This window comes from Actinoalloteichus spitiensis RMV-1378 (assembly GCF_000239155.1).
Classification (GTDB): Bacteria; Actinomycetota; Actinomycetes; order Mycobacteriales; family Pseudonocardiaceae; genus Actinoalloteichus_B; species Actinoalloteichus_B spitiensis.
This window is the reverse complement of the sequence record NZ_AGVX02000298.1, coordinates 1-24,501: the sequence shown is the minus strand read 5'-3', so window position 1 is coordinate 24,501 and position 24,501 is coordinate 1. Positions and strand designations below refer to the sequence as shown.

Here is a 24,501-nt window from a genome sequence, read left to right as displayed (position 1 = left end):
AGTCCGGCCCCGACGGCCAGCGGCCCCGCGCCAGCGGGGCCGCCTTGATGAAGTAAAGAAACTCTGAACACACGGTCCGTGGTACCCCTCACTCTCCTCTTGAGGTGCACAAGCCATCCCGTACCCTGGTCCCAGGTGAGCTAGCACAGAGGGAGGTGAACAATGAGCAAAATCCAAAGGCACGTTCCGGAGTACCTACAGATCTCTACAGCGATTCGGGAGCGGATCGAGCGGGGCGACCTCGCTCCCGGGGAAGAAGTCCCCTCGGTGCGGGCGATCGCGGCGGAGTGGGAAGTCTCGGCTGCCACCGCCCAACGCGTCCTGGGTGCTCTGCGTGACGCCGGTCTAGTCGAGACGCGCCCGGGTAGATCGTCCGTGGTTCGACATCCTACGGCGGGCGGACCTCGACAGCGCTTCGAGACTATGTCGCGGACGGGACGGATCTACGCGCCAGGCGAGTACGCGCGCATCGTGAGCGCTGAGGTGGTGGAGGCTCCTGAACAGGTTCGTGACGCGCTGTCGCTCGGTACCCGGCAGGCTATCCGCAGAGTGCGGGTCCGCTACAACGCATCTGATGAGCCCGTCAGTGCTTCGACCTCCTGGTTTGACGCTGACCTGATCGACGTTGCTCCTGCCCTGCTCGTCGCCGACCGAATCACGATGGGCACGCCTGCCTACATCGCCTCAACGACTGGCCGTGTCCTCCGGTCAGCTAGCGACAGGTACACGGCCCGCGCGGCGACCAGCGAAGATGCGGCCGCTCTCGGATGCAAGCTCGGCGAGCCGGTGATGGCCGCGGAGAACATCATCTACGACCAGAACGAGCTGCCAGTCGAGTTCGGTGAGTCGGTCGTCCTTGCTGGTAGGTGGAGTTCGTACTACTCCTACCAGTTCTGACGCGGCCCGAGATCGCTACTCCATTCGAGTGATCTCGGGCACGGCTCTTGACGGTGTACTAGCACACCGGGTACTTTGGGGTTACACAACAGCGAAGAGAAACAACCAAGGTGTGCTAGCACACCGAGCACTAGTAAGGAGTACTGGTGAGGAACATCCCGGTGAACCTGAGTGGCTACAAGCTGATGGTGACGGAGGAGCCGCAGATCAAGATGCGGACGTCGGAGTCTGGCGCGGAGGAGGTGGTGACGAACTTCGAGGGTGAGACGCAGTTCGTGGTGTCGCTGTTCGCCAAGCAGCGCCCGGCCGAGGGGCAGCGCGCCCCCAAGGGCGAGGAGATCCGGGTGACGCTGCGGACCGACCCGGGAGAGGGCTTCGCCGAGGGCACCTACGTCGAGCTGATCGACGCGACGGTGAGCCCGTGGCAGATGACCCGCAACGGTCAGATGAGCGCGGGGTTGGCGTTCTCGGCCAACGGGCTCAAGCCGCTGCGCTGACGCCGCACTGACCCGTACATCCCCTTTCCTTAAGGGGCTCGGCCTATCGGCCAACTGTTCTTTGAAAACTCCATAGTGGTTAAGCGCGCCCGAAAAAAGAAATGTGCTGCGGCATTGTGTCCGCTTGTTCTTTGATAACTGAATTGCTCGGTGCGTGGTCTTGGCCCCACTCGACGTCGTGTCAAGTGGGGTCTTGACGGTACACCGAATGAAATGAGGTGGCGTGAATGGATGACGACCCGGAGTGCACGATCAGTGTGCACGGTGGCGTTCTGGACGAAGTCGAACGGCGTATTCGGGAGGAGCTGAGGTGATGCGCTACACCGAGGGTGGGTGCATACCAGGGTCGGGTGTGCGGGTCTTGCCGCCGAAACCCAAGGGAGGGAAGTGAGTTACTTCATCGAGGTCTTGGGGCAGTGCGAATGCGGCTTCGTGTACGTCGAACTGACGGAGCTGTTCGAGCACATTACGGAGTGCCCCCAGAGCACGTACTGAGGTCGCCGAAGACATCGGAAGGTGAGCATGACGACTGAATCGACCCTGGGTGACTTCCGAGAGGGGCTGGAGGCGGCCTGGTACCCGGTCTTCCGGGAGAGGCACTCCCTGCACCCGCAACTGTACAACCTGCTGGAACAGAAGATGTCGGAGTGCGTCCAGATCATCGCGGAGGCCGAGTTCCGCGGTCGCTACCCGAACCCGAGGAGTTGACGCATGCAGTCGCAGACCGTGAACCGGTACGCCAAGGAAAAGTATCAGCAGATCGTGACGGGGATGGAGGAAGTCCGTATCGCGATCGAGGAGGCGGAGCGGCTTCACCGCAAGATGCGGGAGCCGGTCCACGAGAAGTTCGGAGGCTGGCAGACCCCCGACAAGGAGGAGATCAAGGACGGAATCGAAAAGGCCAAGCGCGACCTGGAGACCTTCCGGGAGGAACTGAAGAAGCAGGAAGTGGAGCTGCTGTCCCGCGACTGGAGGATCTGATGGCGGCGAAGTACAACGTGAGCCGGGTGACCGGGGATCTCGACAAGGGCATGAAGCACGTCAAGGAGGGAATGCGCGGAGTCCCGTTCCGATTCGGAACGCTGAAGAGGAGGCACGACGAGTTCGCCCGATCGATGGCAGCGCTGTCGGTGGCGCTGGACTCGGCGTCGCCGCTGATCGACTGAAGGAGGGCCGGTCCCGGGATTCTTGCAGGAATGCGGGACCGGCCCCCCGTCACCACTGGGAGTGGTCATGTCTCAGGCTACTAGAACCGATCGGGGCAGTGCGTCGACTCGACGTCGGGGACGTGAGTTCGACGCCGCTATCTGGATGGCACGACACCCCGGCTCTCTCTACGTTCCGGGCGCGATCGCGGCGAGCATGGCACAGTTCGGCCCCCTGCCGACGTCGGCTGTGGTAGCGGGGTTGGGTGTTGCCGGGCTTGCGTGGTACCGGGCCGATCCCCCGTCCTGGGACCGCTACGCGGCACCACGACTGCGGTCGTTCCGGCGGCGGTGGTGGTCCTACGTCGGCCCCCGGTGGACCCGGGTCATGCGGGACGCGGACCTGACGAGGGAGAACCGCAAGACTGGAGAAGAACGGGTGCCGCGCGTGCTCCGGGTCCGCTCGGTCACGCCGTCGATCGACATGGTCGACGTCCGCATGGTGCCCGGCCAGACGGTGCGTCAGTGGCAGGACCTCGCCGATGCGATCGCCTCCGCGTTGGCCGCTGAGCGTGTCGCCATCACCAAGCTCAAGCCGCAGCACCTCCGGCTCGTGGTGGAGCGGGAAGACCCGTTCGATGGAGCGGACCCGGTTGAGGCGCAGCCGATTCCAGAGTCCTCGGAGGACGTGGATCTCACCGCGCTCCCCTTCGGCGTGACGGAGCACGGCGGGGCGTGGACCGAGTCGGTGCTCGGCCGCCATATCCTCGGGGCTGGCGCGTCCGGCTCCGGGAAGGGCTCGCTGATCTGGAACCCCCTGCGCGCGATGGGGCCGATGATCCGGGACGGCCTGGTCCGCATCCGATTCGTCGACCCGAAAAGAATGGAATCGGCCTCGGCTGGGCCGTTGTTCTACCAGCATTCGTTGTGCACGGACGCTGAGGGTAATGCTGACATCGGCGACGGGGTTGACGTCATCGAGTCGTGGCGAGACGACCTGATACAGCGACAAAAGAAGCTGGGCAGTGAGGGCAAGCGGAAGTTCACTGTTTCACGTGAAACACCTCTCGACATCCTGATTGTCGATGAGATAGCGATGCTGTCCGCCTACGGGAATTCCGGAGATGTCAAGCGGGCGATCCGGCTCATGGCGGAGGGAATGACCCAGGGGCGGGCGGCAGGGTTCGCCCTGTGGGGCTTCGTTCAGGAACCCACAAAAGACGTTCTGCCGGTCCGGGACCTCTTTACGACTCGAATTTGCCTGGCTATCGGATCGGCGAACCACGTCGACGGAGTCCTCGGGGACGGCATGCTTCAGGCAGGTGCGCTCGCCCACGAGATCCCGCTGGGCACGCACGCCGGGGTGGGGTTCGTGAAACACGAACAGCAGCGCTACCCGTACCGAGTACGGGCCTCGTGGGTGGCCGATGACGACATCGCTGAGCTGGTCAAGAACTACGCACCGGAGGACCCCTACGACAACGTAGTAGAGCTCCACGGTGACCGGGAGGTGGCCTGATGGGACAGCTCGACATATTCGGCGGAGAATCCGAAATCCCGAAGCCGAAAGCAAGGTCGGAAAGCGCCGCGTTCGGGACAACGCCGGACGAACTGAGAGACGCGCTGGAACTGATCGCACGGGGAGATACCGGCGTCGTGGGCCAGTGGTCGCAGGACGTGGTGACTCTTGACGGAGACACCCTGTCCTCCCACGTCCCCCGGCACCACGCGCGCGCGGTGGTGGCGCTTCTGGAGCAGGGTTTGGCAACGGTCAGCGAGACCGTACGAGCTCGACAGGGCGCGGTCACCCGCGTGGTGGACCTGCTCGCGCTCTCCACGCGGGGAAAGAAGCTGCACGCGAAGTGGCGGTCGCTGTCGAGAGGACAGGGGTGTACGAACCCGGGAAGGAGTACTCGTGAGCGATGAAATTGACCTGGGGTTGGACGAAGGCTCCCGGGCGTTGCTGCGGCAGGCGCTCGCGCTCGTCTACGCGGAGAGGGCGGGGGAAGCCGGTACCTACGGTGGTCAGTTCGTGGACATCTACGACGACGCTATTCACCCCGTGCCCGGCGATTTCGCCGAGATCCTGGAAGGCTTCCTGGGAATGGGCCACCTCGCCTACGGGGACACTCTCGTCACCGTGGATGAGGACGGCGTGACGCGACCGGTGCGGATGCTCTACATGACTCGCAGTGGACGAGCGATCTGGGCCTACGCCACCGGTGACCGATGATGCGATGGTGGCGTGACCGCGTCCGGGTGGACGTCGAAGCGGGTGTCACTCGGCCGGTGATCCGCCTGCGGCAGCGGCAGGCTGAATCTCGGAATCTGCGGGCACTGGTAGACGATCCGGACGTTGCTGCGGCCAGGCTGGACCGGACACGGCGGCGGATCACCACCGGGATGTGGTGGTTCCTCGCCGCCGGTCTGGTCTTCACCACCGCCGGCGTGCACGAGTTCATTGCCGGCGACCGTCCGATCAGCGACCCGCTCTGGTGGGCTGCGTGGTTCGTGGAGCCGATGGTGGCTGGGATTCTGATTCTGCTGCTGAGCTGGGAGTCAGAGATCTTGTCGCGGGGAATCGAACCGGCCAGCGAGCATGTGACCCGACTCAAGCGATTCCTGCTGTTCTGCACGTTCTTCATGAACGTGTACCCGGCTGTGTTCGGTGACTCCTTCGACTTCGGGATGTTGTTCATCAAGGGCATGGTCCCGGTGATCGTCTTCCTCCTCGCGGAGGCGATGCCGATCGTGCAGCGGCGGATGCGGCAGGCCATCTCCGACTGTTACGACCGGGCTCGGCAGGCGGCCGACGATGCGCCGGTTCAGCCTGTCCCGGTGGCGACAGCCGGCCCCGAACCGGTGCCTGCGGAGCCGACCGTCCCGATGACGCCGATTTCGGCGCCGGAAGCAACACCGACTGTTGCCGATGTCGGGGAGGTCGCGCGGCGGCTGCGGCTGCCTGACGCGCTGACCGCTCCACTGCGGTCGGTCGCCGAGGACGCGGCCGCACGGGGTCGTCCGGTCACCGCTGACGACGTCCGTTCTGCGGTGCGGGTACCGGTCGACCTGGCTGAGCGCATCGCCTCGGCACTGCACCCGGCCACTACCTGACCCTCCGATCACACCCCCGTTCACGAGGCGGGCGCGACCCCTTCCCCTGGTCGCGCCCGCCTCTTCGTCTTTGGAGGTCCCTCATGTCCACACTCGACGAACGCATCCGCCTGCGCGTCCAGGCGGGTGATTTCACTCAGTGGCGCGAGAAGGTCGAGGCAGTGGGTGGCTGCTCGGTGCCGATTCGCCTCGGCGGTGCCTGGCAGGTCCAGACTCCTGACGGGCACGTCCTGGCCAAGCGTGCCGGCGCTGTCTTCGCCCCCTGCGGCAACCGACGCGAGTCGGTCTGCCCAAGCTGTAGTGACCGGTACTCCGCCGACGCCTTCCACCTGCTGCGAGCGGGCCTGGCTGGCGGGGCCAAGGACGTGCCCCTGTCGGTCCGCCAACGGCCCCGACTGTTCGTCACATTCACCGCGCCGTCGTTCGGCCCGGTGCACTCTCGGCGCACCTCGTCCCGGGGGCGGGTGGTGCCCTGTCGCTGCGGCGACTACCACCACCGGGCGGACCCTCGGATCGGCGCCCCCGTCGACCCGGACACCTACGACTACGAGGGCGCAGTGCTGTGGCAGGGCGCGGCCTCGACTCTGTGGGCACGGACCATGACCCGTCTACGCCGCGCGGTCGCCCACGCAGCCGGCCTGACGGTGAGGGAGTTCCCGAAGCACGCGCGGCTCTCGTTCGCCAAGGTCGGCGAGTACCAGACCCGGGGGCTGATCCACTTCCACGCCGTGCTCCGCCTCGACGGGCCAGACGGTGCCGCCGCCCCGTCCCCCTCGTGGGCGACCACGGACCTGCTTACTGAGGCCGTCGCGCTCACCGCTCGCACCGCCAAATACCACGACAAGACCACCGGGCGAACCTTCCAATGGGGCTCTCAGGTCGACATTCGCCCCATCCACGCAGACCAGGCCGCCACCCTCGAAGGCCATGCCGGCCAGATCAGCGAGGAGGCCCTAGCCGCCTACGTCGCGAAGTACTCGACCAAGGGAACCGGCACGACCACAGCGGCCGATCGCCCGATCCGCTCCCAAGCCGACATCGACCGGCTGAAGATCAGCGCCCACCACCGCAGGATCATCCAGACCGCCTGGGATCTCGGGGCACAGCCGGGGCTCGCCCACCTCCGCCGATGGGCACACATGCTCGGTTTCCGGGGCCACTTCCTGAGCAAAAGCCGCTACTACTCGACGACGTTCAAACGCCTCCGCGAAGACCGCCGAGAATGGCGACTCACCGAAGCCCTCCACACTCTCGGAGTCGACCGCGCAAGCGTCCTCGTCGTCAACTCCTGGGAGTTCCTCGGTACCGGATACCGCAGTGACGCAGAACGTGAACTCGCCGAAGGAATCTACGAAAACCGACGCATGCAACGCCAACAGAAACACCGACAGGAAGAGGTCTGACGATGAGTGCCGCTCGTGCCGCGTACTCCGTCTCCGAGGTCGCGCGGCTGCTGGGGATCGGCCGCAGCCTGGCATACCACCAGGTGCGAACCGGTGTCATCCCCGCTCGCCAACTCGGCGACCGGTGGGTGATCTCAAAAGCCCGTTTTCACAAGTGGTTGGATGAAGAGGAGGCTATGTGATGGGCCATGTGGTCAACACGCCGAGCGGGAAATGGCGTGCGAACTGGCGGGAGCCCTCGGGCAGACAGGCGGCGAAGACCTTCGCGACCAAGCGCGAAGCGAAGGCGTTCCTGGCTCGGATCGAGACGCAGAAAACAGACGGCGGCTACGTTTCGCCGCACGCGGGTAGGACGCTGTTTGGCGATCATGCAGCGCGCTGGATGACAACGTGGAACACGGAGTTGACCACGAGGGCACGCGACGAATCGATCATGCGAACGCACGTGCTGCCGCAGTGGGCTACCTGGCCGCTCGGCAAGATCGACGACGTGGCGCTACAGGGCTGGATCACCAGCCTCGCCGGGCGGCTCTCACGGGCCAGCATCGCCGAGTGCCACCGGCTGGCCTCCGGTGTGCTGCGGTCGGCGATCCGGAACAAGCTGATCGCGTTCAACCCGTCGGAGGGCGTTCGACTCCCTCGGCGAACGAAGGCCGACCGGGACGACTTCGTCATCACCCGTGAGGTGCTGCGCTCCCGGCTTCTCCCGGCCGTACCCGAGCGCCACCGTGCGTTCGTCACCGTGGCGGCGGGCTCGGGGATGCGATGGGGTGAGATCGCGGGCCTGGCCCTCGATGCCGTCGACCTCACCGCGGGCACCGTCCGGGTCGTGCGGACCGTGGTCGAGGTCAGCGGTCAGCGCTCGGTAAAGCCCTCCCCGAAGACGGCAGCCGGCCGGCGGACCATCCCCCTCCCCAGATGGGCGCTCACCGCACTCCGGGACCACCTCGGCAGGGTGAGCCCCGGGCCGCGCGATCTGGTGTTCCCCACTGACGCGGGTACTCCCCTGAGCCGGGGTACCTGGCGGGCGCGGGTGTGGCGTCCGTCGCTCGTTCGGGCGGGCCTGCTCGGCGACCTCGTCCAGCTCGACGCCCAGCGGTGGCGGGCAGGGTGGACCGACACGGAGGGCGTCGAGCACTCGGCCACGTTCGAGGGTCATCGCCAGGCCGTGCTCCACGTCGCTCGGCACGCGGGAGAGGGCATGACCTTCCACGATCTGCGGCACTCGTACGCCACGTGGCTGGTTGACGACGGAGTCCCTGTCAACATGGTGCAACGTGTCCTCGGGCACGAGCGGTCCTCGACCACGCTCGACGTCTACACGCGGCGGACCGACAACCGCGCTCGGCTGCTCGACGCGCTCGACGACCGGGACGACGACGGTTCAGCGATGGCCGTGCGCTGATTGCTGACTCCTCGCTGACCGTCAGGCGGCAGGAACACCGGAAGGCCCAGGTCACTACCCGCTCTGCGAGTCTGTGACCTGGGCCTCGGTGTTGGGTGGGCGATACTGGGATCGAACCAGTGACCTCTTCGGTGTGAACGAAGCGCTCTCCCCCTGAGCTAATCGCCCGTGGTTCCTGGTCGAGGGCGGAATCGCTTCCACTTGCTCGGCCGGCTCCGGTGTCGCCGGGCGTCCCGGCGACGAGAAGAACACTACACCACCTGTTCGGCGGTCTTCGCTCGGGGGGTCGCCGCCGGATCATGGAGCCGGATCGCCTGGTGGGCGGCTGCGCCGTCTCCCGGCGTCCCGTGTCTCCCGCGTCGAGGTGGGCCGCCTTCCGTGCCGCCTCCTCCGGGGCGGGTGGTCGGGAGCGCGAGCTTCCGGCGACGGCTCACCCTGTGCTTTTTCCCGCAATGTGATGATGGCCGGCGCGGCTGCGCTCTGGTTTGCTCGGGACGGACGATGGCGGCATGTGACAAGAGTGGAAGTGGCTCGTCGTGGCACTCACCGTGCGTCGACGTCCAGTTGCGTCACGCAGCGAGATGACTGCCCGCTCCGCCTTGGCGGAGGCGTACGGCCAGGAGATGTTCCTGGGATTCCGGGCACGGAGCGCAGCTGTTCGGTCGCCCAACGAATTAGTTCTGACCCGTACGGGTGATGTCTCGGCTCAATGCGAGCATTTTCGGGTCTCTACGCGTCACAACTGTTGTGGTCGGTCGTTTCAGACCAGTAGTGAACAGGAGAGGGTAACAACAATGCGCAACGATCACGTGACGCTCTGCTCGAAGGCTGTTTTCGATCTGCTGGCCCCCCGGACGCCGGCCGTGCCGGTGCACGTGGAGCTCCGGTACGACACCCGCGACCCCTACGCCATCGTCGCCGCGTTCCAGACGGGTCGAGGCGGCAGTGTCGAGTGGGTCTTCGCCCGCGACCTGCTCGCCGACGGTCTCATCGCGGAGGTGGGCGACGGTGACGTCCGGCTGCGGCCGGCCATGGACAACCCCGAGGTCGTCGTCATCGAGCTGAGCTCCCCCTCGGGGCATGCGATGTTCGAGGCCTCGGCGCAGGAACTCGCCGACTTCCTCGACCAGACCTACGACGTCGTGATGCCCGGCAACGAGAACCTCTGGGTCAACGTCGACGACGCGCTGGCGCGACTGCTCCCTCACGACCGGTCCTGACCAGCGGAAACGACCGACCATGAGTGTTTGGGGACCCCCGGTTTGATCCACCCGGACGGGGTCCGCTAGAGTTCTCATCACGACAGCGAGGCAGGGACTCCCCGGGAGGGACCAAGCCCAGGGGTTCACCGCCTTGCTTCTGCGGACGTAGCGCAGTTGGTAGCGCATCACCTTGCCAAGGTGAGGGTCGCGGGTTCGAGTCCCGTCGTCCGCTCTGAGCGGCCGTAACGAGGCCGACGTCCCGGTGTGAGCCGGGATTCGGCGGAGTGGCCGAGTGGTTTAGGCAAGGGCCTGCAAAGCCCTGTACGCGGGTTCGATTCCCGCCTCCGCCTCGGGCGATTAGCTCAGTGGGAGAGCGCTACCTTGACACGGTAGAGGTCACTGGTTCAATCCCAGTATCGCCCACCAGATCCACATGGTGATAGGAACCCCGTCGACGACCTTCGTCGGCGGGGTTTTCCGCGTCGTGGGAGATTTCGGCGGATCGTTTCCGGGCACTACCGGAACTGCGGCTCTACCGAGTGATCTCCCACCGCCGGGCTGAGGCCGCCAGAATGGCGACGATCACGACCCTGGTCACGCGCGAGGAGATGCCCTGCACTCCGTGCCTGCGGTGGACCAGTCGGCGTGGTGGGTGAGCTCGGGGATCCCGTCGTCGTTCATCCAGCACCTGTGCACGTGGCGGAAGCCATGGACGTGCGAGCCGGGGTAGCGGAGCCAGCCCGTGCCGTCCCGCTCCGGCGAGGACGGTGGACGGTCAGCAGCGGCGTCGGCTGTTCGAGCGCCCGAGGACTCCTCCTGGAGCCCCGGTGAGGACGTCGTCGTGACCCCGTGTCCTGCCCGCTCCGCGAGGCGCTGGAGATCCACCGAACGGTGGAGGCGCGGATCAACCCGAGCGCAGACGCCACGGTCGATGTAGCGCGGTGCGGCGCGCCCGAGACTTCGCGGTGTGACCGCACTGGAAGTACGGAACCTGCACAAGCGCTACGGGCAGCACGTCGCCGTCGCCGACGTCTCCTTCACCGTCGAGGAGGGGGAGATCTTCGGCATCATCGGGCCCAACGGCGCCGGCAAGACGACGACCGTCGAGAGCATCGCCGGTCTGCGAACGCCCGACTCCGGGTCGATCTCCGTGCTGGGGCTCGATCCGACCAAGGACCGGGCGGAGGTGTGTGAGCGACTCGGCGTGCAACTTCAGGAGAGCAGCTTCCCGGACGCGATCAAGGTCGCCGAAGCCCTCGAGCTCCACAGCTCCTTCTACCGGAACCCCGCCGACTGGCGCGAGCTCATGAAGCTCCTCGGGCTCACCGAGAAGCGTGACACCCAGTACAAGGCTCTCTCCGGCGGGCAGAAGCAGCGGCTGTCGATCGCGCTCGCCCTGGTCGGCAACCCGGAAGTCGCGATCCTGGACGAGCTCACGACGGGACTGGACCCGCAGGCGAGGCGCGACACCTGGAACCTCATCGAACGGGTTCGTGACAGGGGCGTCACGATCCTCCTCGTCACCCACTTCATGGACGAGGCGGAGCGCCTCAGCGACCGGATCGCCGTCATCCACGGCGGCAGGGTCGCGGCGGTGGACACGCCGGCAGGGCTGATCGCGCGGTCGAGCGCGGTGCAGCAGGTCCGGTTCCGCGTGAGCCGACCGCTGGACAGGAGTGTCCTGACCGAGCTCCCCGACGTGACCGACGTGGAGGTCACCGAGGGCCGCTGGCTGGTCACCGGCAGGGGACAGTTCCTGAGCAGCGTCGCAGGGGCTCTCGCGCGGGCGCAGGTCGTGGCGGAGGACCTCCGCGTCGACCAGCGCAACCTCGACGACGCGTTCGTGGCCTTCACGGGACGCGCTCCGGAGCCCCCAGAAGCGGCCACGGGGAGGGGCGACTGATGCGTGCTCTCCTGAGGATGGTCAAGGTCGAGACGAGGCTCTTCCTCCGGGACTCCGCCACCGTCATCTTCGGAGTGCTGTTCCCGACGGGACTCCTGCTCGGGCTGGGTGCCATCCCCGCGCTGAGAGAGCCGTCGCCGGGAACCGGCGGGCTCCGGGACATCGACGTCTGGGCGCCGACCGCACTGGTGTTCGGGATGGTGATGATCGCCGTGCAGCACGTCCCGGCGGTGGTCGCGACGTATCGTGAGCGCGGCATCCTGCGCAGGCTGTCGACCACTCCCGCGCCTCCGGGGAGGGTCCTGCTCGCGCAGATGATCGTCGCGTTCGCCTCCGTGGTCGTCTCCGCGACGCTCATGATCCTCCTCGCGTGGGCGGTGCTGGACATCGCGCCTCCCGAGCGGCCCCTGGAGTTCGCCGTCGCCTTCGTCGTCGGCTATGCGGCTCTGCTCGGGATCGGCATGGTGTCCGCGGCCGTGGTCCGCACGAGCAGCGCCGCCAACCAGGTCGGTACCCTCCTGTTCGTCGCGCTGATGTTCTTCGGCGGGGCCTTCCTGCCCCGTGTCGTCATGCCCGACGTGCTGCGCGAGGTCGGCGAATTCATACCGCCCGGGTTGCAGGCACTCACCGAGGCGTGGTCCGCCGAAGCGGGCGAGCTCACCTCCACCACCGGTGGGCAGCCCTTCTGGCCGCAGATCGCCGTCATGGCGGTTGTCGCGGTGACCACGAGCGCGGTCGCCGCCGAGCTCTTCCGCTGGGAGTAGAGGTCGATGATGCGGGATGCCGGAGCTGGTGAGCGCCCGAGCTTCGGGATGCGCGAAACCGCCATCGCGGAATAGGCGGAGACCGCGAACCGCTCCCGGTTGGCCTGGAAAGCGGAGCAGTTACGGGTCTGGGACCTCCTGCAGCTGGTCACCCCGTGGCTGCTGCTGACGATCTCGACGGCGACCTATTTCTCGTGGGTGCTCCCCACCTCCGGTGAACGCTTCTGGCCCGAGGGCCCATCCGTCCTCGGGCTGGTCGCGGTCTCGGTGCTGTGGGTGCTGTTCGGCCACACGGTGCCGATCAGGAGGAGGACGGTCCGGCCCGTCCCGGCGGGCATCTTCTTCGTCGGGCTGCTGGCGTTGTGCGTCACCCTCATGACCTACTCCGACATCTTCCTCGTCTTCACCATCGCGGGCTTCTTCCACGCGTACGTGCTCAGGCCGTGGCCCTTGGGGGTGCTCGGAGTCCTGGCCACCTCCGTTGCCCTCAACGGCTCGGTGATGCGCCTGTGGGCAGACCCGAGCCCGGACGTGCTCGCGGAGTTCATCCTGATCGTCGTCGTGCAGACCGCGGCGATCGGCGTGGGCATCCTGCTGACGGCGCACAGCGAACCCGAGGAACGCAAGCGGGAGGAACTCGTCGAGCGGCTCGAGGCGGCACTGCACGAGAACGCCGGGCTCCATGCGCAACTGGTCGCCCAGGCCCGGGAATCCGGGGCGCAGGACGAGCGGCAGCGGTTGGCCGGCGAGATCCACGACACGCTCGCCCAGGGGCTGGCCGGGATCATCACACAGCTCCAGGCAGCGGAGCGTTCCGCGAACGTGCGGGGCGAAACGGGGGAGCACGTGGCGCGTGCGCTCCGGCTCGCGCGCAGCAGCCTGACCGAGGCCAGGCGGTCCGTGCAGGCGCTCGCTCCCCAGGAACTCGGGCGAGCGCACCTCCCCGACGCGCTGCGCACGTTGGCCGAACGGTGGTCGGAGGACCAGGGGATCAGCGCGCAGGTGGAGGTCACCGGCACCCGGGAGCCACTGAGCCCGGCGATCGAGGTGTCGCTGTTCCGGGTCGCGCAGGAGTCGTTGACCAACGTGGCGAAGCACGCCGGGGCCTCGCGCGTCGGTGTCACGCTGTCCTACACGGGCACCGAGGTGCTGCTGGACGTGCGGGATGATGGACGCGGGTTCCCGAAAGGGGGCGGCACCGGCTTCGGCCTGACGAGCATGCGCCAGCGCATCAGAGGGGTCGGCGGGCACGTGGAGGTGCAGAGCGCACCAGGTGAAGGGACATCCGTCAGCGCGCGCGTTCCGGCGATCGCCCCCGGGGCCACGGGAACGGAGGGGGAGACCGAACGATGATTCGACTGGTCATCGTCGACGACCATCCCATCGTGCGGGGCGGCCTCCGCGACACCTTCTCCGACGCGGAGGACATCCTCGTGGTCGGTGAGGCAGGGGACGGCGCCGAAGGCATCGAACGTGCGAAGCTGCTGGCAGCCGATGTCGTGCTCATGGACCTTCGAATGCCCGGGATGGACGGCGTCACCGCGACCGCCGCCCTGCGCCAGCTGGTCCCGAGTGCCCGAGTGCTGGTCCTGACCACGTTCGACAGCGAGAGCGACGTCCTGCCGGCGATCGAGGCGGGTGCGATCGGATACCTCTTGAAGGACGCTCTGCCCGACGAACTCGCGCGAGCCGTCCGGGCGGCCGCGCGCGGCGAGCCGGTGCTCGCGCCGTCGGTGACGCAGCACCTCATGGGACAGGTTCGGAGGCCCGGTGCCGGCACACTGACCGATCGGGAGAAGGAGGTCCTGCAACTGGTCGCGAACGGCAGTTCGAACCGGGAGGCCGCCGCGGCGCTGTTCATCGGTGAAGCGAGCATCAAGACCCACCTGCAACACATCTACGACAAACTCGACGTTCGTGACCGGGCCTCGGCGGTGGCCGAGGGCTACCGCCGTCGCCTGCTCACCTGACGCCCCCCGCCGACCGTCGCACGGCAGGACCGCTTGGGAGCGGCACCGAGGTCGGGGTGGACGTCGACATTCCGCCAGCTAGCGGTCGTGCGGCTCTTCGGTGTCCGCGAGACACCGGCACACGCCGGCCGGCGCACCCGTCCTCGGGGTGGCGCCGCGCCACCCCCTGGAACCGGCCCGCCCGGCGAGCGCCACCCCAGTGGCGGAGTTGGCTCCCGAGTTGCGCGAGGTGCTGGACGAGGGAATCGTGCGGCCCGGCCCTGGTCTTCGCCCGATGCGCCACCCGCGCTCACGCACCCCACACCGCTACCGAGGACCTGACCGCATGGGAGCGCGCCACGAACGAGATCCACCTGGATGGCGCGGTGCCCGTAGACATCGGCCCGCTGGAGGACGACGAGCTGGTGATCGGCGAGGCGGACCAGGTGCTGGTGCTGCGGCACGGGTTGGGCTTCGCCCTGGAGGACGCGCGGCTCGTCCGCGCGCTGCCCTAGCCCGTCGCGGTGCGCTGCACCGTGGGATCGAACAGCACGAACGGCACCTTCAGGTTCCACCGTGCTCGACCAGGCGAGTCGTGGCTGGGCCCCGACGTGGACGACTTCCTGGGCGACGAGTTGATCGTGGTCGACCGCGGGCCGGCGAGTCTGGGCGGAACACCGTGGTGACGCCTCGACGCCGATGCAGCCGACCACGACAGGCGATGAGGTCCCGCCCGATCCCGTCTTCACGCCCTGGCCGCCCGCGTTGTTCCCCTCTCAGGGGCGATGAGGACCCTCGACAGTGCGAGACAGCTCCGTCATGCCGTCCGTGTTGTGAATCCTCTTAGGGGCGATGAGGACAGGACCGCTGCCATCCCGCCGGCCAGGCTGCTCTTGCGGTTGTGACCCCTCTTAGGGGCGATGAGGACACACGCTCTGGTGCCCATCGGGCGCCGTGAGCCCAACGTTGTGACCCCTCTTAGGGGCGATGAGGACGCGATGGCTTCACCCAGGCCCAGGCCGAGCAGGTCGGTTGTGACCCCTCTTAGGGGCGATGAGGACCCCCCGCAACGAACAAGAAGGAGAACGCAGTGGAGTTGTGACCCCTCTTAGGGGCGATGAGGACCCGAGAGTAAAGGCCCAGGTAGGACGCCGTCCAGGAGGCGCCTTTCGTGGCTGTTCTGCGGCGAACCCGAGGTTTGACATCAGACCCGGGGGGTTCGCTGAAAATGGTACTCGGGCATGCGGCCGCTCCTCGCCCGTGGTCGGGGCGTCCCCGTGGTCGTCCGTTCGCTCTCCGTCCTGTCGTACGAGGCCTGCCGAAGCTGCCTCGCACGAGGAGGTGTGCACCCTGCGGAGACACGCTATCGCGGAGAGTACGAGCGATGGGTGGAGGTGCCGGAGGTCAGCCTGCGGTGGGGAACAGGTCGGCTGGACGGCGTCTCGTGGAGGCGGTGGAACCCCGTCGGTGTATCGGGCCGGTTGCCGGTCGGGAAGGCCGTCCTGCACTGGGCGCCGTCAGGAAGTCGCGGAGGGAGGGGTCGGGGAGTCGGAGAGCTGGGACTGTCGTCGATCGGTGCACCGCCTTCGTGGGCTCGCACTCGGGGGGCCGGCCCGGCCGACGTGGCCGGGCCGGCTATTTCCGGTCCTACTCGGCTGGTTGGGGGGCGAGGGGGCGGAACGGGAACGGCTCGTAGGTGTTGTTGTCCTTGTCGAAGGTGTAGGCGGTCCAGCGGCCTCGGCTCTGCGCGGCCAGCCGAGCTCCGAGTGCCACCCCGATCGCCACCGGACCGCTCAGGAAAATCGCGTACTCCCCGGTGCGTGCCTCATCAGGCGCCTGGTCCTGCCACACACGGCAGGTCTGCTCCACCACGCCGGTGTAGGTGGTGCGGTCCTCGGGCAACCTTCTGGCGTCGTGCCTGAGGACCAGGAGGTGTCCGATCCCATCGCGGCGGCACGTCTCCTCCACGTGCGTGGAGAAGTCCTTTCCGAGTCCCTGGAGGTCCAGGGCGAGAGCGGCCTTGGTCGGGTCGCCGCCTTCGATCGACTGCAGCTGTTCGACGGTCAACGGCGTTGTCCCGGGATCATCATCGATCATGCGCAGCGTCGTCGCCGGGAAGTAGGGAACGGCACCGTCGCCCTGCCGGATCGCGTGCACCACGATCTCGCGAGCGTGGGTGTGCCCGAGCCGGGCACCGAACCAGAAGGCGACGTGCAGCGGCATGGTGGGAATCAGGTTGATCCGGGTCGCGTCCGGAGTGAGGTTCTCCGCCATCCTGATCGCTGTCACCGTCTCGTCGGCGAGCGCGTCGACCCGGAGCTGGTCCCAGAGGCTGTCGGCTGGCAACTCGACGCTGGTCTTCATGGTCACCGTGCACGTGCTCTGGCTGAAGCGTTCCGCCTGTTGCTCCAGCCGGTTGGCCTCGATCAGGCCTCGGCGGGGATCGCGGGCGGTAGCGGTGATGCCGATCCGCACCTGGCGGCGCGCCCGGCTCCGCAGCCGCCACCCCAGGGCGATGAGTCCCAGTCCCGCGGCGAACGCGAGGGCGAACCACCACCGACCCCCGGGTTCGTCCGCCATAAAGGACTTGGCGAGCTCAACCCCGAACCCGCCCGCGACCACGCTTCCCACCGCGATCGGCGCCGTGCCGTCGGCCACCGCCGCCCAGCGACCGGTCGTGCCGCCGAGGCCACTGGAGGAGCCGACCACGTCCAGCCCAGCCAACCTCGGCGTTCCTGAATTCGTCACCAAAGCCCTCCATCCGGACAGTTGGTTTCAGCATGTGGTGAGCCGACCGGTCGACGAACCCTCCGCCGTCGATCCTTGTCGCGCCCTTCCTCCTGCCGTCCCCGCAAGTTCGCCCCCAGCGAGTGTGGGTGCTCGTTCCGCGTGGGTGGCGGGCAGAGCGGTGTGGCCCGGGCGGAAAGGGATTCGGAATCCCGTGCGGGGCCGTGCGGGTGCGGTACGACGCGGGACGCGGCGAGAATCACGGTACCGGAAGGCGGTGCACGCGGAAGCGGGAGGATGCTCCTGGTGAGTGGATTCTGGACAACGGGTGGGGATCGGGGGTGCGAGATAGTGATTCCCCTCCGCCGCTGTTCTGAGGATCTCATTTCGGAAGGCGATTTCCGCGACTCGATCGCTCGGGAGGAACATGAAACCGGGCAGCTCGACGGGAGGCCCACGTGCCGCGCGGTCCGGCCCGGTAGGGGGTTGAGGACCAGGCGTGGGCCGTTCCGTGGCGATATCAGGCCGACTCCGAAGTAGTCGTCGGGCTATTGTCGGCGCAATCATTCTCGCGGTGGAATAACCCGATGCCCTCCTCGGGATCGCCCGTCCGGTAAGGTCGCCTGGTCGCGTCAGCTCAGGGGGAGTCGACGCGGTCGAACCAGGATGTCCGCTCCAGGGGGTGGGTTTCGTGATGTGTGGAAACGTGACCACGATGAAAAGCGTCAGGAAAATCAGTCACTGATCCCGGCGGAGCTGTTCGGTCCGAGCCGAGGGCCGGCCGCTCGGTAACGGCTTGCGGGACGATGTCCCGGACGCTCAGGAGGAGTGCCCTCAGCCGCGCGGCGAAGTCGGAACGGGCGGGACGTCGCCATCGGTCATCCCATGCGTTGTCCGGTTCGCGGGTAGCCGGGGAACGGCCGCATCGGTTGAGGCGCCCAGTCAGTTGTCGACGTGGGACGCCGGAAAAGCGCTTGCGGCGTCGGCGCCGAATGCGTCCACCACCATGAGGCGTTGAACTGGCGTCGGCGGAACCCGCTCAGGAATCCGGTGTGAGGCACGCTCTCCTCGCGCCGCGCAGGCACACCCGCCCGTCGGTCCTCGACGTGTTCCACTGCCTCGAAGGGAGGCGAGTACGATTCCCAGCGTCATCAACCCTTACACTTTCGTGCCGTTCGCGCGGGTCGACCCGGAAACGTTCCGTCGGCGGCCAGCGGGTCACGCCCTCCTCGGTTCCTCCGACGAGGGGTGCGAAAGGTACTCCGGGCACGTCGAGGCCGTCTGGACGAACCACAGCCCGTTGCACCTGGCGACCGGTGAGGTCGAGAACGACGTCGCGGTCTTCCCCAACAGGCGCGACTCCGACACCGGCGAGTGGACACCGTTCATCCCGGGATCGACGGTGGCGGGAGTGGTGCGCAACCTGCACGAGAACCTGGTCGGTGGGTGCCTCCGCGTCTTCGACTCCGACTTCGTGCCCACCTACCGCGACGAAGTGGCCAACGCCCACTCCACCGCTGCCGGCGCCCGGGCAGGCTGGACCCTGGCCCAGGTCTCGGATGTGCGGCACGGCCGCCCCAGGAAGCTCCGGCTCTGCGACGAGGTGGTGTGGATCGAATCGACGGTGCTGGCTGACGTGTTGGGTGGTGCGGAGAAGGTCATCACGGGCGCCACGGTCAGCCTCACCGATTTCGCTGCGAACTCGAGGGGGAGTAGTACTCGGGGACGCCGGGTCATCAAGGCTCTCGGGGACGTCGAACCGGGGACCGACTGGGTTCTCCTGGTCACCGACGCCGCCGCGCGGGACGTGTCCCACCGGTACTACGTGGCCGCTGGTCTGCTCGGCAAGGAGGAGCACGCGCTCGAGGACGACGCCCACGACGCCTGGCAGCGGTTCCTCCGACTGGTCGAGGACACCGACGACCTGCGGCAGGCACGCCGTGACGCGCGGGAACAGGGCGAGGCCAGCACCGACCGGGAGCGGGAGGTGCGGTTCTCCGGTCCTACGGGCCGGCAACGTCTCGTCGGGTACCGACACGCGGTGGGGCGGTCCGCCTACCCCGGCCAGGTGTTGTGGGTACGGCAGCGGGACGGGGAAACCCTCGACTTCGCCGCGTCCGCGATCTGGCGGCACCCGGGTTCTGGCGCGGCGGGCGACCGAGTACCTCCCGAGCTGCTGGCCTGCTCCGACGCTGGTCACCTGTGCCCGACCTGCCGCGTCTTCGGTTCCGTGGACGCCAGGGAGGCCGAACCCGACGCCGACGCGGGCGACGCCGAGCGTGCGGAGTACCGCGCCCGGCAGCGGTCCTACCGGGGCCACCTGCGGTTCTCCGACGGACTTCCCCTGAACGAGGTCCGGCAGAAGGTCCGCCGCTTCCCGATGCTGAGCACCCCGCGTCCCGGTGCCGGGCAGGCATACCTGGACCCGAGGGGCAAGGGGCAGCACGCGCCGGAGGGGGAGCCCGCGCTCCGGGAGTGGGGCTCCCGCCTGGACAACGACGAGGACGGCCGGGGTCCGCGCCGGTTCCGTGGCCGGAAGCACTACTGGCTGACCCAGGACTACACCCACCGCCCCTACTTCCGGCTGCCCACCGAGACGATGCCGGCGGCCGAATCGGGAGCATTCGGGAAGGAGTCAGTCCGAGGCCGGTGCCTGGAGCCGGGCGCGCGCTTCCGGATCACCGTCTCCTTCGAGAACCTCGACCTGGCCGAACTCGGGGGGCTACTCGCCTCACTCGACCCGGCCCTCGTGCTGGAGGCCGCTGACCAGGCCAAGCGCATCGGTTTCGGCGTGGGCCACGCCCGTCCGTTGGGCCTGGGCAGCTGCACCGGCGAGGTCGTCACCCTCACCACGCACACGGCGCGGAGCCGGTACCTCGGCGAGACCGCCTCCACCGTCGCGGTCGCCGATGCCATAGCCGCGTTCGTCGAGGCCACGGACCCGGGGGTGCGCGGGGTGTGGCCGATGCTGACGTCCGCGTTGACCCTGGACCACGTCGACCCACGCTATGTCTACTACCCGACGAAGGGCGACCTCCGGTCGGGCCAATTGCACCCGGACGACCTGGAACCGGATTTCGAGTTCTGGCAGGAGTCGCGGGGCGTCGCCACGAGGAAGGAGGCGATGCCGCTGACCGTCCTCCCCGACATCACCGCACCCGCCGAGGCCCAGTTCGTTCCCCGAGCACGCCGCACGAAACTGCCTTCGAATGGCAAGGGGCAGCACCGGAAGCCCTCCGTGGGCGGTCAGCGACATCAGGGCGCGGGGAACCAGGGCAAGAAGGGGCGGCAGGCCCAGAAAGGGAAGGGCCGTTGATGCGCACCTACCTGGACATCGCCGCGGTGCGCATCCAGCGCTACCTCGCGCGAACGCCCACCCTTCGAGGTCGGCGGACGGCCAGCGCCGCACTGATCGACATGCGGTCGGTGGCCGTCGAGGCGTTGGCCGGCACCGGGGCTCGGCTCAACGAGGAGGCAGGTGAGATCGACGGTGTCGTCAGCCTCGAACTGGACTCGCCTGACGACGTCGACCGCGTTTCCGCCGTCGTGCTGCGCGCGCTCCGGCGACGGTTGCCCGGGGCCGAGTTCCAGGTCGTCTGGGCCACCGACCGCGACTACGTCACCGCCTACGCCGAGCAGATGCGACCCACGATCCTGAGCGGCCGCAGCCGGGTGGACCTGCCCACCGTGGCAGAGCTGCCCCTCGCCGCGCTCTGCCGACTGTGCGGCATCGACCCCGCAGTCACCAAGGCCACCCTCGACGACGCCGAGCGGAACGTGTGCGCGGACTGCGTGGAGCGGGAATCGTGGCAGTCGCTGTCGGCCAGCCGCACCGGGGAACGCAGACTCGCGAGTCGTCTGAACCGCGAACCCGTCAACGGGGGGTTCGAGGCGCTGGCTGGCATGGGGCGGCGTGAAACGCGGATCGCGGTCATCCACGCGGACGGCAACCGGATCGGCGCCTTCTTCCGCCAGCTCGCCAACATCCCGGCCGAACGGCTGCGTGCCCCGGAAAACGCCCACCTGACCCGGGACAAGCTGGCTCGGGAACTGTCGAAGGCCACCTTCGAGGCACTCGCCGAGGCCACCATGTCGGTTCGGGGAATCCCCGGCCGCTCGCTGCCGCTGATCCTGCACGTGCTCGGCGGCGACGACGTCCTGGTGAGCGTTTCCGCCGACCACGCCTGGCAGTTCGCCCGCGCCCTGCTCGCCGGCTTCAACGAGCGGATGTCGCGCTTGGTGCGGGGGCTGGACCTGGAGGTCGAGATCTCCGCTCCCACCATGTCCGCCGCGATGATCTTCGCCCGGCACGACGAGTCCTTCACCACCATCGTCGCGCTGGCCGAAAGCGCCCTCGCCCGCGGCAAACGGGCCGGCGCTGGTCGCTCCTCGTGGCTGTGCTTCCACGACCTCACCACGGAAGGGCGCCACGACGAGGGCAGCGTGGTCCCCCTCCACGAACTCAAGCAGAGGCAGGACGAGTTGACCGAACTCGCCAGGGCGCCGCGTTCGTTCCGGGAGAACCTCGCGATGGCGCTCGTCGACGGCGGCCCCGAGGCGGCCCTCGCGCACAGCCGCCGAGTCGGCGTCACGGCGGGGACGCCGTTCCTTCCACGGCGCGGCTCGGATCCCGCACGCGAGGCGGAGCACACCCCCGCCAGCATGGACGGCGACCCACCGACGCGACTGGGCCTGGACACCGCACTGCGGATCGCGAGGTGGTGGTGATGGACATCGACATCACCTTCCACGGCCCCTTCCGCGTCGGTACCGGCACCCCGCACCTCGGGGTGGCGGAGACCGTCGATCCCGACGACCTCCTCCCCCCGAGCTCGCTCAAGGGCGTCATGCGTGCCTCCGCCGAACTGCTGCTGCCCACCCGCCCGGACCTCGTCGCCGAGGTCTTCGGTGCGTCCGGCGGACAGCACCGGGCCGCACCCTGGCACTGGGGTCCCGTGGCGTTCACCATCGACCCCGTCGTGGTCCACCGAGCCCGCATCGCCATCGACCCCGTCACGAACACCGCGCGCGAAGGCTCGTTCTTCTTGTCCGACGAGGTCTGGTGCCCCGGCGCCAGCTTCTCCCTGCTCCCGACCCGCCCGCTGGACGCCGAGGCGCGTCGACGGCACCGGGTCGTGCTCACCTGTGCCGCCGCCGGGGTGCACAACCTCGGCGGAGACCGGCGACGGGGGCTGGGCTGGGTCAGCCTCCGCCCGAGGGACGGGGCCATCGACGATGCCCTGCTGGAGGAGTTCGAGGCGCTTCGCGCCGCACGGCCGGGAGGAAGGCATGCTTGAGGTGACGCTCACCGCTGAACAACCGCTGTCCCTCGGGATGGGGGAGAGCGTCGGCAACCTGACCCGGACCCACCGGCACGTCCCGGGATCGGTGTTGCGCGGAGCCCTGGCGGCGGCGTGGATCGCCGAACACGGCGAGCCAGCGGCGGACCCGGACCTCCGGAACCAGCTGCGGGACACCTTCGAGCGCGGCGTGCGGTTCTCCCCGCTGTTCGCGGAGGGATCCTCCGTGGTGCCGCTCTCGGTACTGCGCTGCTCCTACCTCAGTGAGGCAGCCTGCGCCGACGTCGTCGTCGACACGGCGTGGGACGAGGAGGGAACCGACTGCCCGGAGTGCGGCGGGCCGCTGCGCGCGGGCCGGGGAGACGTCGAGTTCGTTGGTGGGAACGACCCGGTCGTGCACCGGACCCGGGTGGCACTGAACCCGGACGGCACCGCACGGGACGGCGCCCTCTTCACCCGCGAGGCGCTGAACCACCGCGACGGGAGCACACCACGGCGGTTCCTCGGCACCATCCTGACCAGAGGCACCGAGAGCTCCTGGTTGTCGGCGAGCCGGCCCCTGCTGCTCGGTGGTGGCCGCAGCACCTCGGGGCTCGTGCGGTACGAGGCCACCCCGAGGACCGTCACCCCGCCCACCGCCACCGGGCGCCGACTGGTCCTTCGGCTGGTCTCCCCCGGAGTGCTCGTCGACGCCGCCGGTCGGCCCAGCGACGTCCCGGACCTGTCCGTGCTGCGCGAGCTGCTGGGGGTCGACGTCGAGATCACCCGGCAATGGGCCCGGCGAGAGCGGCTGACCGGCTGGCACTCGGCCACCGACCTGCCGAAGTCGGAGGAGCACGCCGTCACCGCCGGTTCCACCTACGTCCTGGAACTGTCGGACGATCCGGACCCGACCGACCTGACCAGGCTGCTGGAGCACGGGGTGGGGTTACGGCGGGCCGAAGGGCTCGGGTGGATCGAGTTGGACCGGTGGCAGCCGCCGCCCGTCACGGCGGAGGACCACGCCGACGGATCGTCGAGGGCGAAGGCCGCGGCCTTCGCCGCCATGCTGGTCAGGACCGGGCACGGCCGACGGATCCTCAAGGAGTTGCGCCTCTACCACTTCGCGTCGCAAAGTGACAAGGCTCCCTCGGTCGACCACATCCTCGGACGGCCGGTGTTCCACGCCCTCGACGAACACCGGCGAAAGTTGTTGGACGGCTTGATGCGCAGCAAACAATCGTGGATCCCCGAGGTCGTCGCGGCACTGGAGATCCAGCTGCGAGGAGGTGACCGATGACCGCACGACTGTTCGTCTCGGTCCGGCTGCGCCTCACCTCACCAGGGGGCATCGCCGCACCAGAACTCCTCCAGCAGGACGACGACGGTCTCCTGCTCGGCACCGCGCTCCCGTTGGCCCGCACGGCCGAAGGAATTCCCAGGGTTCCCGCCACCTCCCTCGCCGGTTCGCTGCGCGCCCATCTCGGCGACCGGGCCGAGACGTTCCTCGGTGGCGCGACCGAGGAGCCCCCGCACCCGTCGGCGCTGTGGTTGTTGGGCACCCGCGTCGACCACGACGAGACGGTCCACCGAACGCGTACCGCGATCGACCGGGAGCGCGGTGCGGCGGCGGCGGGACCGCTCCGGCGGTCCGAACACCTGCCCGCCGGGACACGCGTCACCGCCTACTTCCGCCTGGACGACGTCGACCTCGGCGACGAACTGATCGACGCGCTCCTCACCTGGCAGCCCACGATCGGCGGCGGCCGCACGATCGGCCACGGGACGTGCGCCATCGAGGAGATCCGGCGCGGCCAGCTCGACCTCGGCACCCCGTCGGGGCGGCGGGCGTGGCTGACCCGGGGCGGGCTCGACCTGTTCGCCGAGGAGCACACGGAGGTCGTGCCACTACGAACCCCCGAACCTCCTGAGCCGGTGCTCCACCTCCCCTGGTCCGTCGTGGACGGTCTGCACATCGGTAACGGCGAGGTCGAGAGCAGGGCCGGGCAGAACGACGTCGCGCTCCTCCTCCGCGCCCCCGGCGGCGAACCCGTCGTACCCGGCAGCACCTGGAAGGGACTCCTGCGTTCGCGCTGCGAGTACATCCTCCGCTCGCTGGGGGCAGCCGCCTGCTCCCCGGTCGTCGACCTTGACACGAAGCGGCCCTCCTGCGGAACCTGCCTGATCTGCCGCGCCTTCGGCGCGGCGGCTCCCCG

At 68.4% G+C, this 24,501-nt stretch carries 24 protein-coding genes, 4 tRNA genes, 1 pseudogene and 1 CRISPR repeat array; of the genes and pseudogenes, 27 read left to right on the top strand and 2 right to left on the bottom strand.

Annotation, left to right across the window (positions count from 1 at the left end; genetic code table 11):
* The first annotated feature begins 162 nt into the window (after positions 1–162).
* The 13 genes and pseudogenes from ACTIDRAF_RS0213840 (at position 163) to ACTIDRAF_RS0213780 (ending at position 8,461) form a co-directional block, all read left to right on the top strand.
* Complete coding sequence (locus tag ACTIDRAF_RS0213840) at positions 163–897, top strand: GntR family transcriptional regulator (RefSeq protein WP_016699330.1); 735 nt, start codon at positions 163–165, stop codon at positions 895–897.
* A gap of 146 nt (positions 898–1,043) precedes the next feature.
* Complete coding sequence (locus ACTIDRAF_RS0213835) at positions 1,044–1,394, top strand: hypothetical protein (RefSeq protein ID WP_016699329.1); 351 nt, start codon at positions 1,044–1,046, stop codon at positions 1,392–1,394.
* A 522-nt stretch (positions 1,395–1,916) separates the two neighbouring features.
* Positions 1,917–2,102: a hypothetical protein gene (locus ACTIDRAF_RS0213820; RefSeq protein WP_016699327.1), complete on the top strand. Its 186-nt coding sequence runs from the start codon at positions 1,917–1,919 to the stop codon at positions 2,100–2,102.
* Positions 2,103–2,105: 3 nt separating this feature from the next.
* A complete protein-coding gene (locus tag ACTIDRAF_RS0213815) occupies positions 2,106–2,375 on the top strand; it encodes a hypothetical protein (RefSeq protein WP_016699326.1) in 270 nt (89 codons plus the stop codon).
* Positions 2,375–2,560 (top strand): hypothetical protein, encoded by a 186-nt coding sequence (locus tag ACTIDRAF_RS28820; RefSeq protein WP_016699325.1) that lies wholly within the window; start codon positions 2,375–2,377, stop codon positions 2,558–2,560. Before ACTIDRAF_RS0213815 ends, ACTIDRAF_RS28820 begins: the two co-directional genes overlap by 1 nt.
* A gap of 367 nt (positions 2,561–2,927) precedes the next feature.
* A complete protein-coding gene (locus ACTIDRAF_RS0213805) occupies positions 2,928–4,058 on the top strand; it encodes a hypothetical protein (RefSeq protein WP_016699324.1) in 1,131 nt (376 codons plus the stop codon).
* The gene (locus tag ACTIDRAF_RS33820) at positions 4,058–4,465 is read left to right on the top strand and encodes a hypothetical protein (RefSeq protein ID WP_157163026.1); all 408 of its coding nucleotides are present in this window, start codon (positions 4,058–4,060) and stop codon (positions 4,463–4,465) included. Before ACTIDRAF_RS0213805 ends, ACTIDRAF_RS33820 begins: the two co-directional genes overlap by 1 nt.
* On the top strand, positions 4,455–4,772 hold the full coding sequence (locus ACTIDRAF_RS0213800; protein WP_016699323.1) for a hypothetical protein: 318 nt from the start codon (positions 4,455–4,457) through the stop codon (positions 4,770–4,772). Before ACTIDRAF_RS33820 ends, ACTIDRAF_RS0213800 begins: the two co-directional genes overlap by 11 nt.
* A 26-nt stretch (positions 4,773–4,798) precedes the next feature.
* Positions 4,799–5,653: a hypothetical protein gene (locus tag ACTIDRAF_RS28815; RefSeq protein ID WP_039787271.1), complete on the top strand. Its 855-nt coding sequence runs from the start codon at positions 4,799–4,801 to the stop codon at positions 5,651–5,653.
* An 83-nt stretch (positions 5,654–5,736) separates the two neighbouring features.
* The gene (locus tag ACTIDRAF_RS0213790) at positions 5,737–7,056 is read left to right on the top strand and encodes a replication initiator (RefSeq protein ID WP_016699321.1); all 1,320 of its coding nucleotides are present in this window, start codon (positions 5,737–5,739) and stop codon (positions 7,054–7,056) included.
* Positions 7,057–7,058: 2 nt separating this feature from the next.
* Positions 7,059–7,238, top strand: a complete 180-nt coding sequence (locus tag ACTIDRAF_RS0213785; RefSeq protein WP_016699320.1) for a helix-turn-helix domain-containing protein — start codon at positions 7,059–7,061, stop codon at positions 7,236–7,238.
* Positions 7,238–7,354 (top strand): annotated as a pseudogene (locus ACTIDRAF_RS35665) (hypothetical protein); the annotation flags it as partial. The gene ACTIDRAF_RS0213785 and the pseudogene ACTIDRAF_RS35665, both read left to right, overlap by 1 nt.
* Before the next feature lie 135 nt (positions 7,355–7,489).
* Positions 7,490–8,461: a tyrosine-type recombinase/integrase gene (locus tag ACTIDRAF_RS0213780; protein ID WP_016699319.1), complete on the top strand. Its 972-nt coding sequence runs from the start codon at positions 7,490–7,492 to the stop codon at positions 8,459–8,461.
* 96 nt (positions 8,462–8,557) lie between these two features.
* On the opposite strand, the gene ACTIDRAF_RS0213775 is transcribed toward ACTIDRAF_RS0213780, so the two are convergent.
* Positions 8,558–8,629: transfer RNA gene (locus ACTIDRAF_RS0213775), tRNA-Val, on the bottom strand.
* A gap of 626 nt (positions 8,630–9,255) precedes the next feature.
* Between ACTIDRAF_RS0213775 and ACTIDRAF_RS0213770 the strand changes: the two genes are divergently transcribed.
* The 9 genes from ACTIDRAF_RS0213770 to ACTIDRAF_RS35310 all read left to right on the top strand — a co-directional run bounded on the left by ACTIDRAF_RS0213770 (position 9,256) and on the right by ACTIDRAF_RS35310 (position 14,794).
* Positions 9,256–9,681, top strand: a complete 426-nt coding sequence (locus ACTIDRAF_RS0213770; protein ID WP_016699318.1) for an SsgA family sporulation/cell division regulator — start codon at positions 9,256–9,258, stop codon at positions 9,679–9,681.
* Between the two features lie 141 nt (positions 9,682–9,822).
* A tRNA-Gly gene (locus ACTIDRAF_RS0213765) sits at positions 9,823–9,895 on the top strand.
* 46 nt (positions 9,896–9,941) lie between these two features.
* Positions 9,942–10,013: transfer RNA gene (locus ACTIDRAF_RS0213760), tRNA-Cys, on the top strand.
* A gap of 1 nt (position 10,014) precedes the next feature.
* Positions 10,015–10,089 (top strand) — tRNA-Val (locus ACTIDRAF_RS0213755).
* A gap of 541 nt (positions 10,090–10,630) precedes the next feature.
* Positions 10,631–11,566 (top strand): ABC transporter ATP-binding protein, encoded by a 936-nt coding sequence (locus ACTIDRAF_RS0213750; protein WP_016699317.1) that lies wholly within the window; start codon positions 10,631–10,633, stop codon positions 11,564–11,566.
* Positions 11,566–12,330, top strand: a complete 765-nt coding sequence (locus ACTIDRAF_RS0213745; protein WP_026066081.1) for an ABC transporter permease — start codon at positions 11,566–11,568, stop codon at positions 12,328–12,330. The genes ACTIDRAF_RS0213750 and ACTIDRAF_RS0213745 overlap by 1 nt, the downstream gene beginning before the upstream one ends.
* Positions 12,331–12,429: 99 nt before the next feature.
* The gene (locus ACTIDRAF_RS28810; RefSeq protein ID WP_016699314.1) at positions 12,430–13,683 is read left to right on the top strand and encodes a sensor histidine kinase; all 1,254 of its coding nucleotides are present in this window, start codon (positions 12,430–12,432) and stop codon (positions 13,681–13,683) included.
* A complete protein-coding gene (locus ACTIDRAF_RS0213735) occupies positions 13,680–14,300 on the top strand; it encodes a response regulator (RefSeq protein ID WP_016699313.1) in 621 nt (206 codons plus the stop codon). Before ACTIDRAF_RS28810 ends, ACTIDRAF_RS0213735 begins: the two co-directional genes overlap by 4 nt.
* Before the next feature lie 365 nt (positions 14,301–14,665).
* Positions 14,666–14,794 (top strand): hypothetical protein, encoded by a 129-nt coding sequence (locus ACTIDRAF_RS35310; RefSeq protein ID WP_016699311.1) that lies wholly within the window; start codon positions 14,666–14,668, stop codon positions 14,792–14,794.
* A 315-nt stretch (positions 14,795–15,109) separates the two neighbouring features.
* Positions 15,110–15,404: direct repeats of the CRISPR family, unit length 30 nt; unit sequence GTTGTGACCCCTCTTAGGGGCGATGAGGAC.
* A gap of 522 nt (positions 15,405–15,926) precedes the next feature.
* On the opposite strand, the gene ACTIDRAF_RS0213720 is transcribed toward ACTIDRAF_RS35310, so the two are convergent.
* The gene (locus ACTIDRAF_RS0213720; protein ID WP_157163025.1) at positions 15,927–17,027 is read right to left on the bottom strand and encodes an SAVED domain-containing protein; all 1,101 of its coding nucleotides are present in this window, start codon (positions 17,025–17,027) and stop codon (positions 15,927–15,929) included.
* A gap of 1,147 nt (positions 17,028–18,174) precedes the next feature.
* Between ACTIDRAF_RS0213720 and ACTIDRAF_RS0213715 the strand changes: the two genes are divergently transcribed.
* The 5 genes from ACTIDRAF_RS0213715 to ACTIDRAF_RS31970 form a co-directional block, all read left to right on the top strand.
* Positions 18,175–20,322, top strand: coding sequence for an RAMP superfamily CRISPR-associated protein (locus ACTIDRAF_RS0213715; protein ID WP_016699308.1), 2,148 nt, complete (start codon positions 18,175–18,177; stop codon positions 20,320–20,322).
* Positions 20,322–21,734: a Cas10/Cmr2 second palm domain-containing protein gene (locus ACTIDRAF_RS0213710; RefSeq protein WP_016699307.1), complete on the top strand. Its 1,413-nt coding sequence runs from the start codon at positions 20,322–20,324 to the stop codon at positions 21,732–21,734. The genes ACTIDRAF_RS0213715 and ACTIDRAF_RS0213710 overlap by 1 nt, the downstream gene beginning before the upstream one ends.
* Positions 21,734–22,303, top strand: coding sequence for an RAMP superfamily CRISPR-associated protein (locus ACTIDRAF_RS28800; RefSeq protein ID WP_157163024.1), 570 nt, complete (start codon positions 21,734–21,736; stop codon positions 22,301–22,303). Before ACTIDRAF_RS0213710 ends, ACTIDRAF_RS28800 begins: the two co-directional genes overlap by 1 nt.
* Positions 22,296–23,585, top strand: coding sequence for a type III-B CRISPR module-associated Cmr3 family protein (locus ACTIDRAF_RS0213700; RefSeq protein WP_016699305.1), 1,290 nt, complete (start codon positions 22,296–22,298; stop codon positions 23,583–23,585). The genes ACTIDRAF_RS28800 and ACTIDRAF_RS0213700 overlap by 8 nt, the downstream gene beginning before the upstream one ends.
* On the top strand, positions 23,582–24,501 hold a 920-nt coding region (locus ACTIDRAF_RS31970; protein ID WP_016699304.1), incomplete at its 3' end, for an RAMP superfamily CRISPR-associated protein. The genes ACTIDRAF_RS0213700 and ACTIDRAF_RS31970, both read left to right, overlap by 4 nt.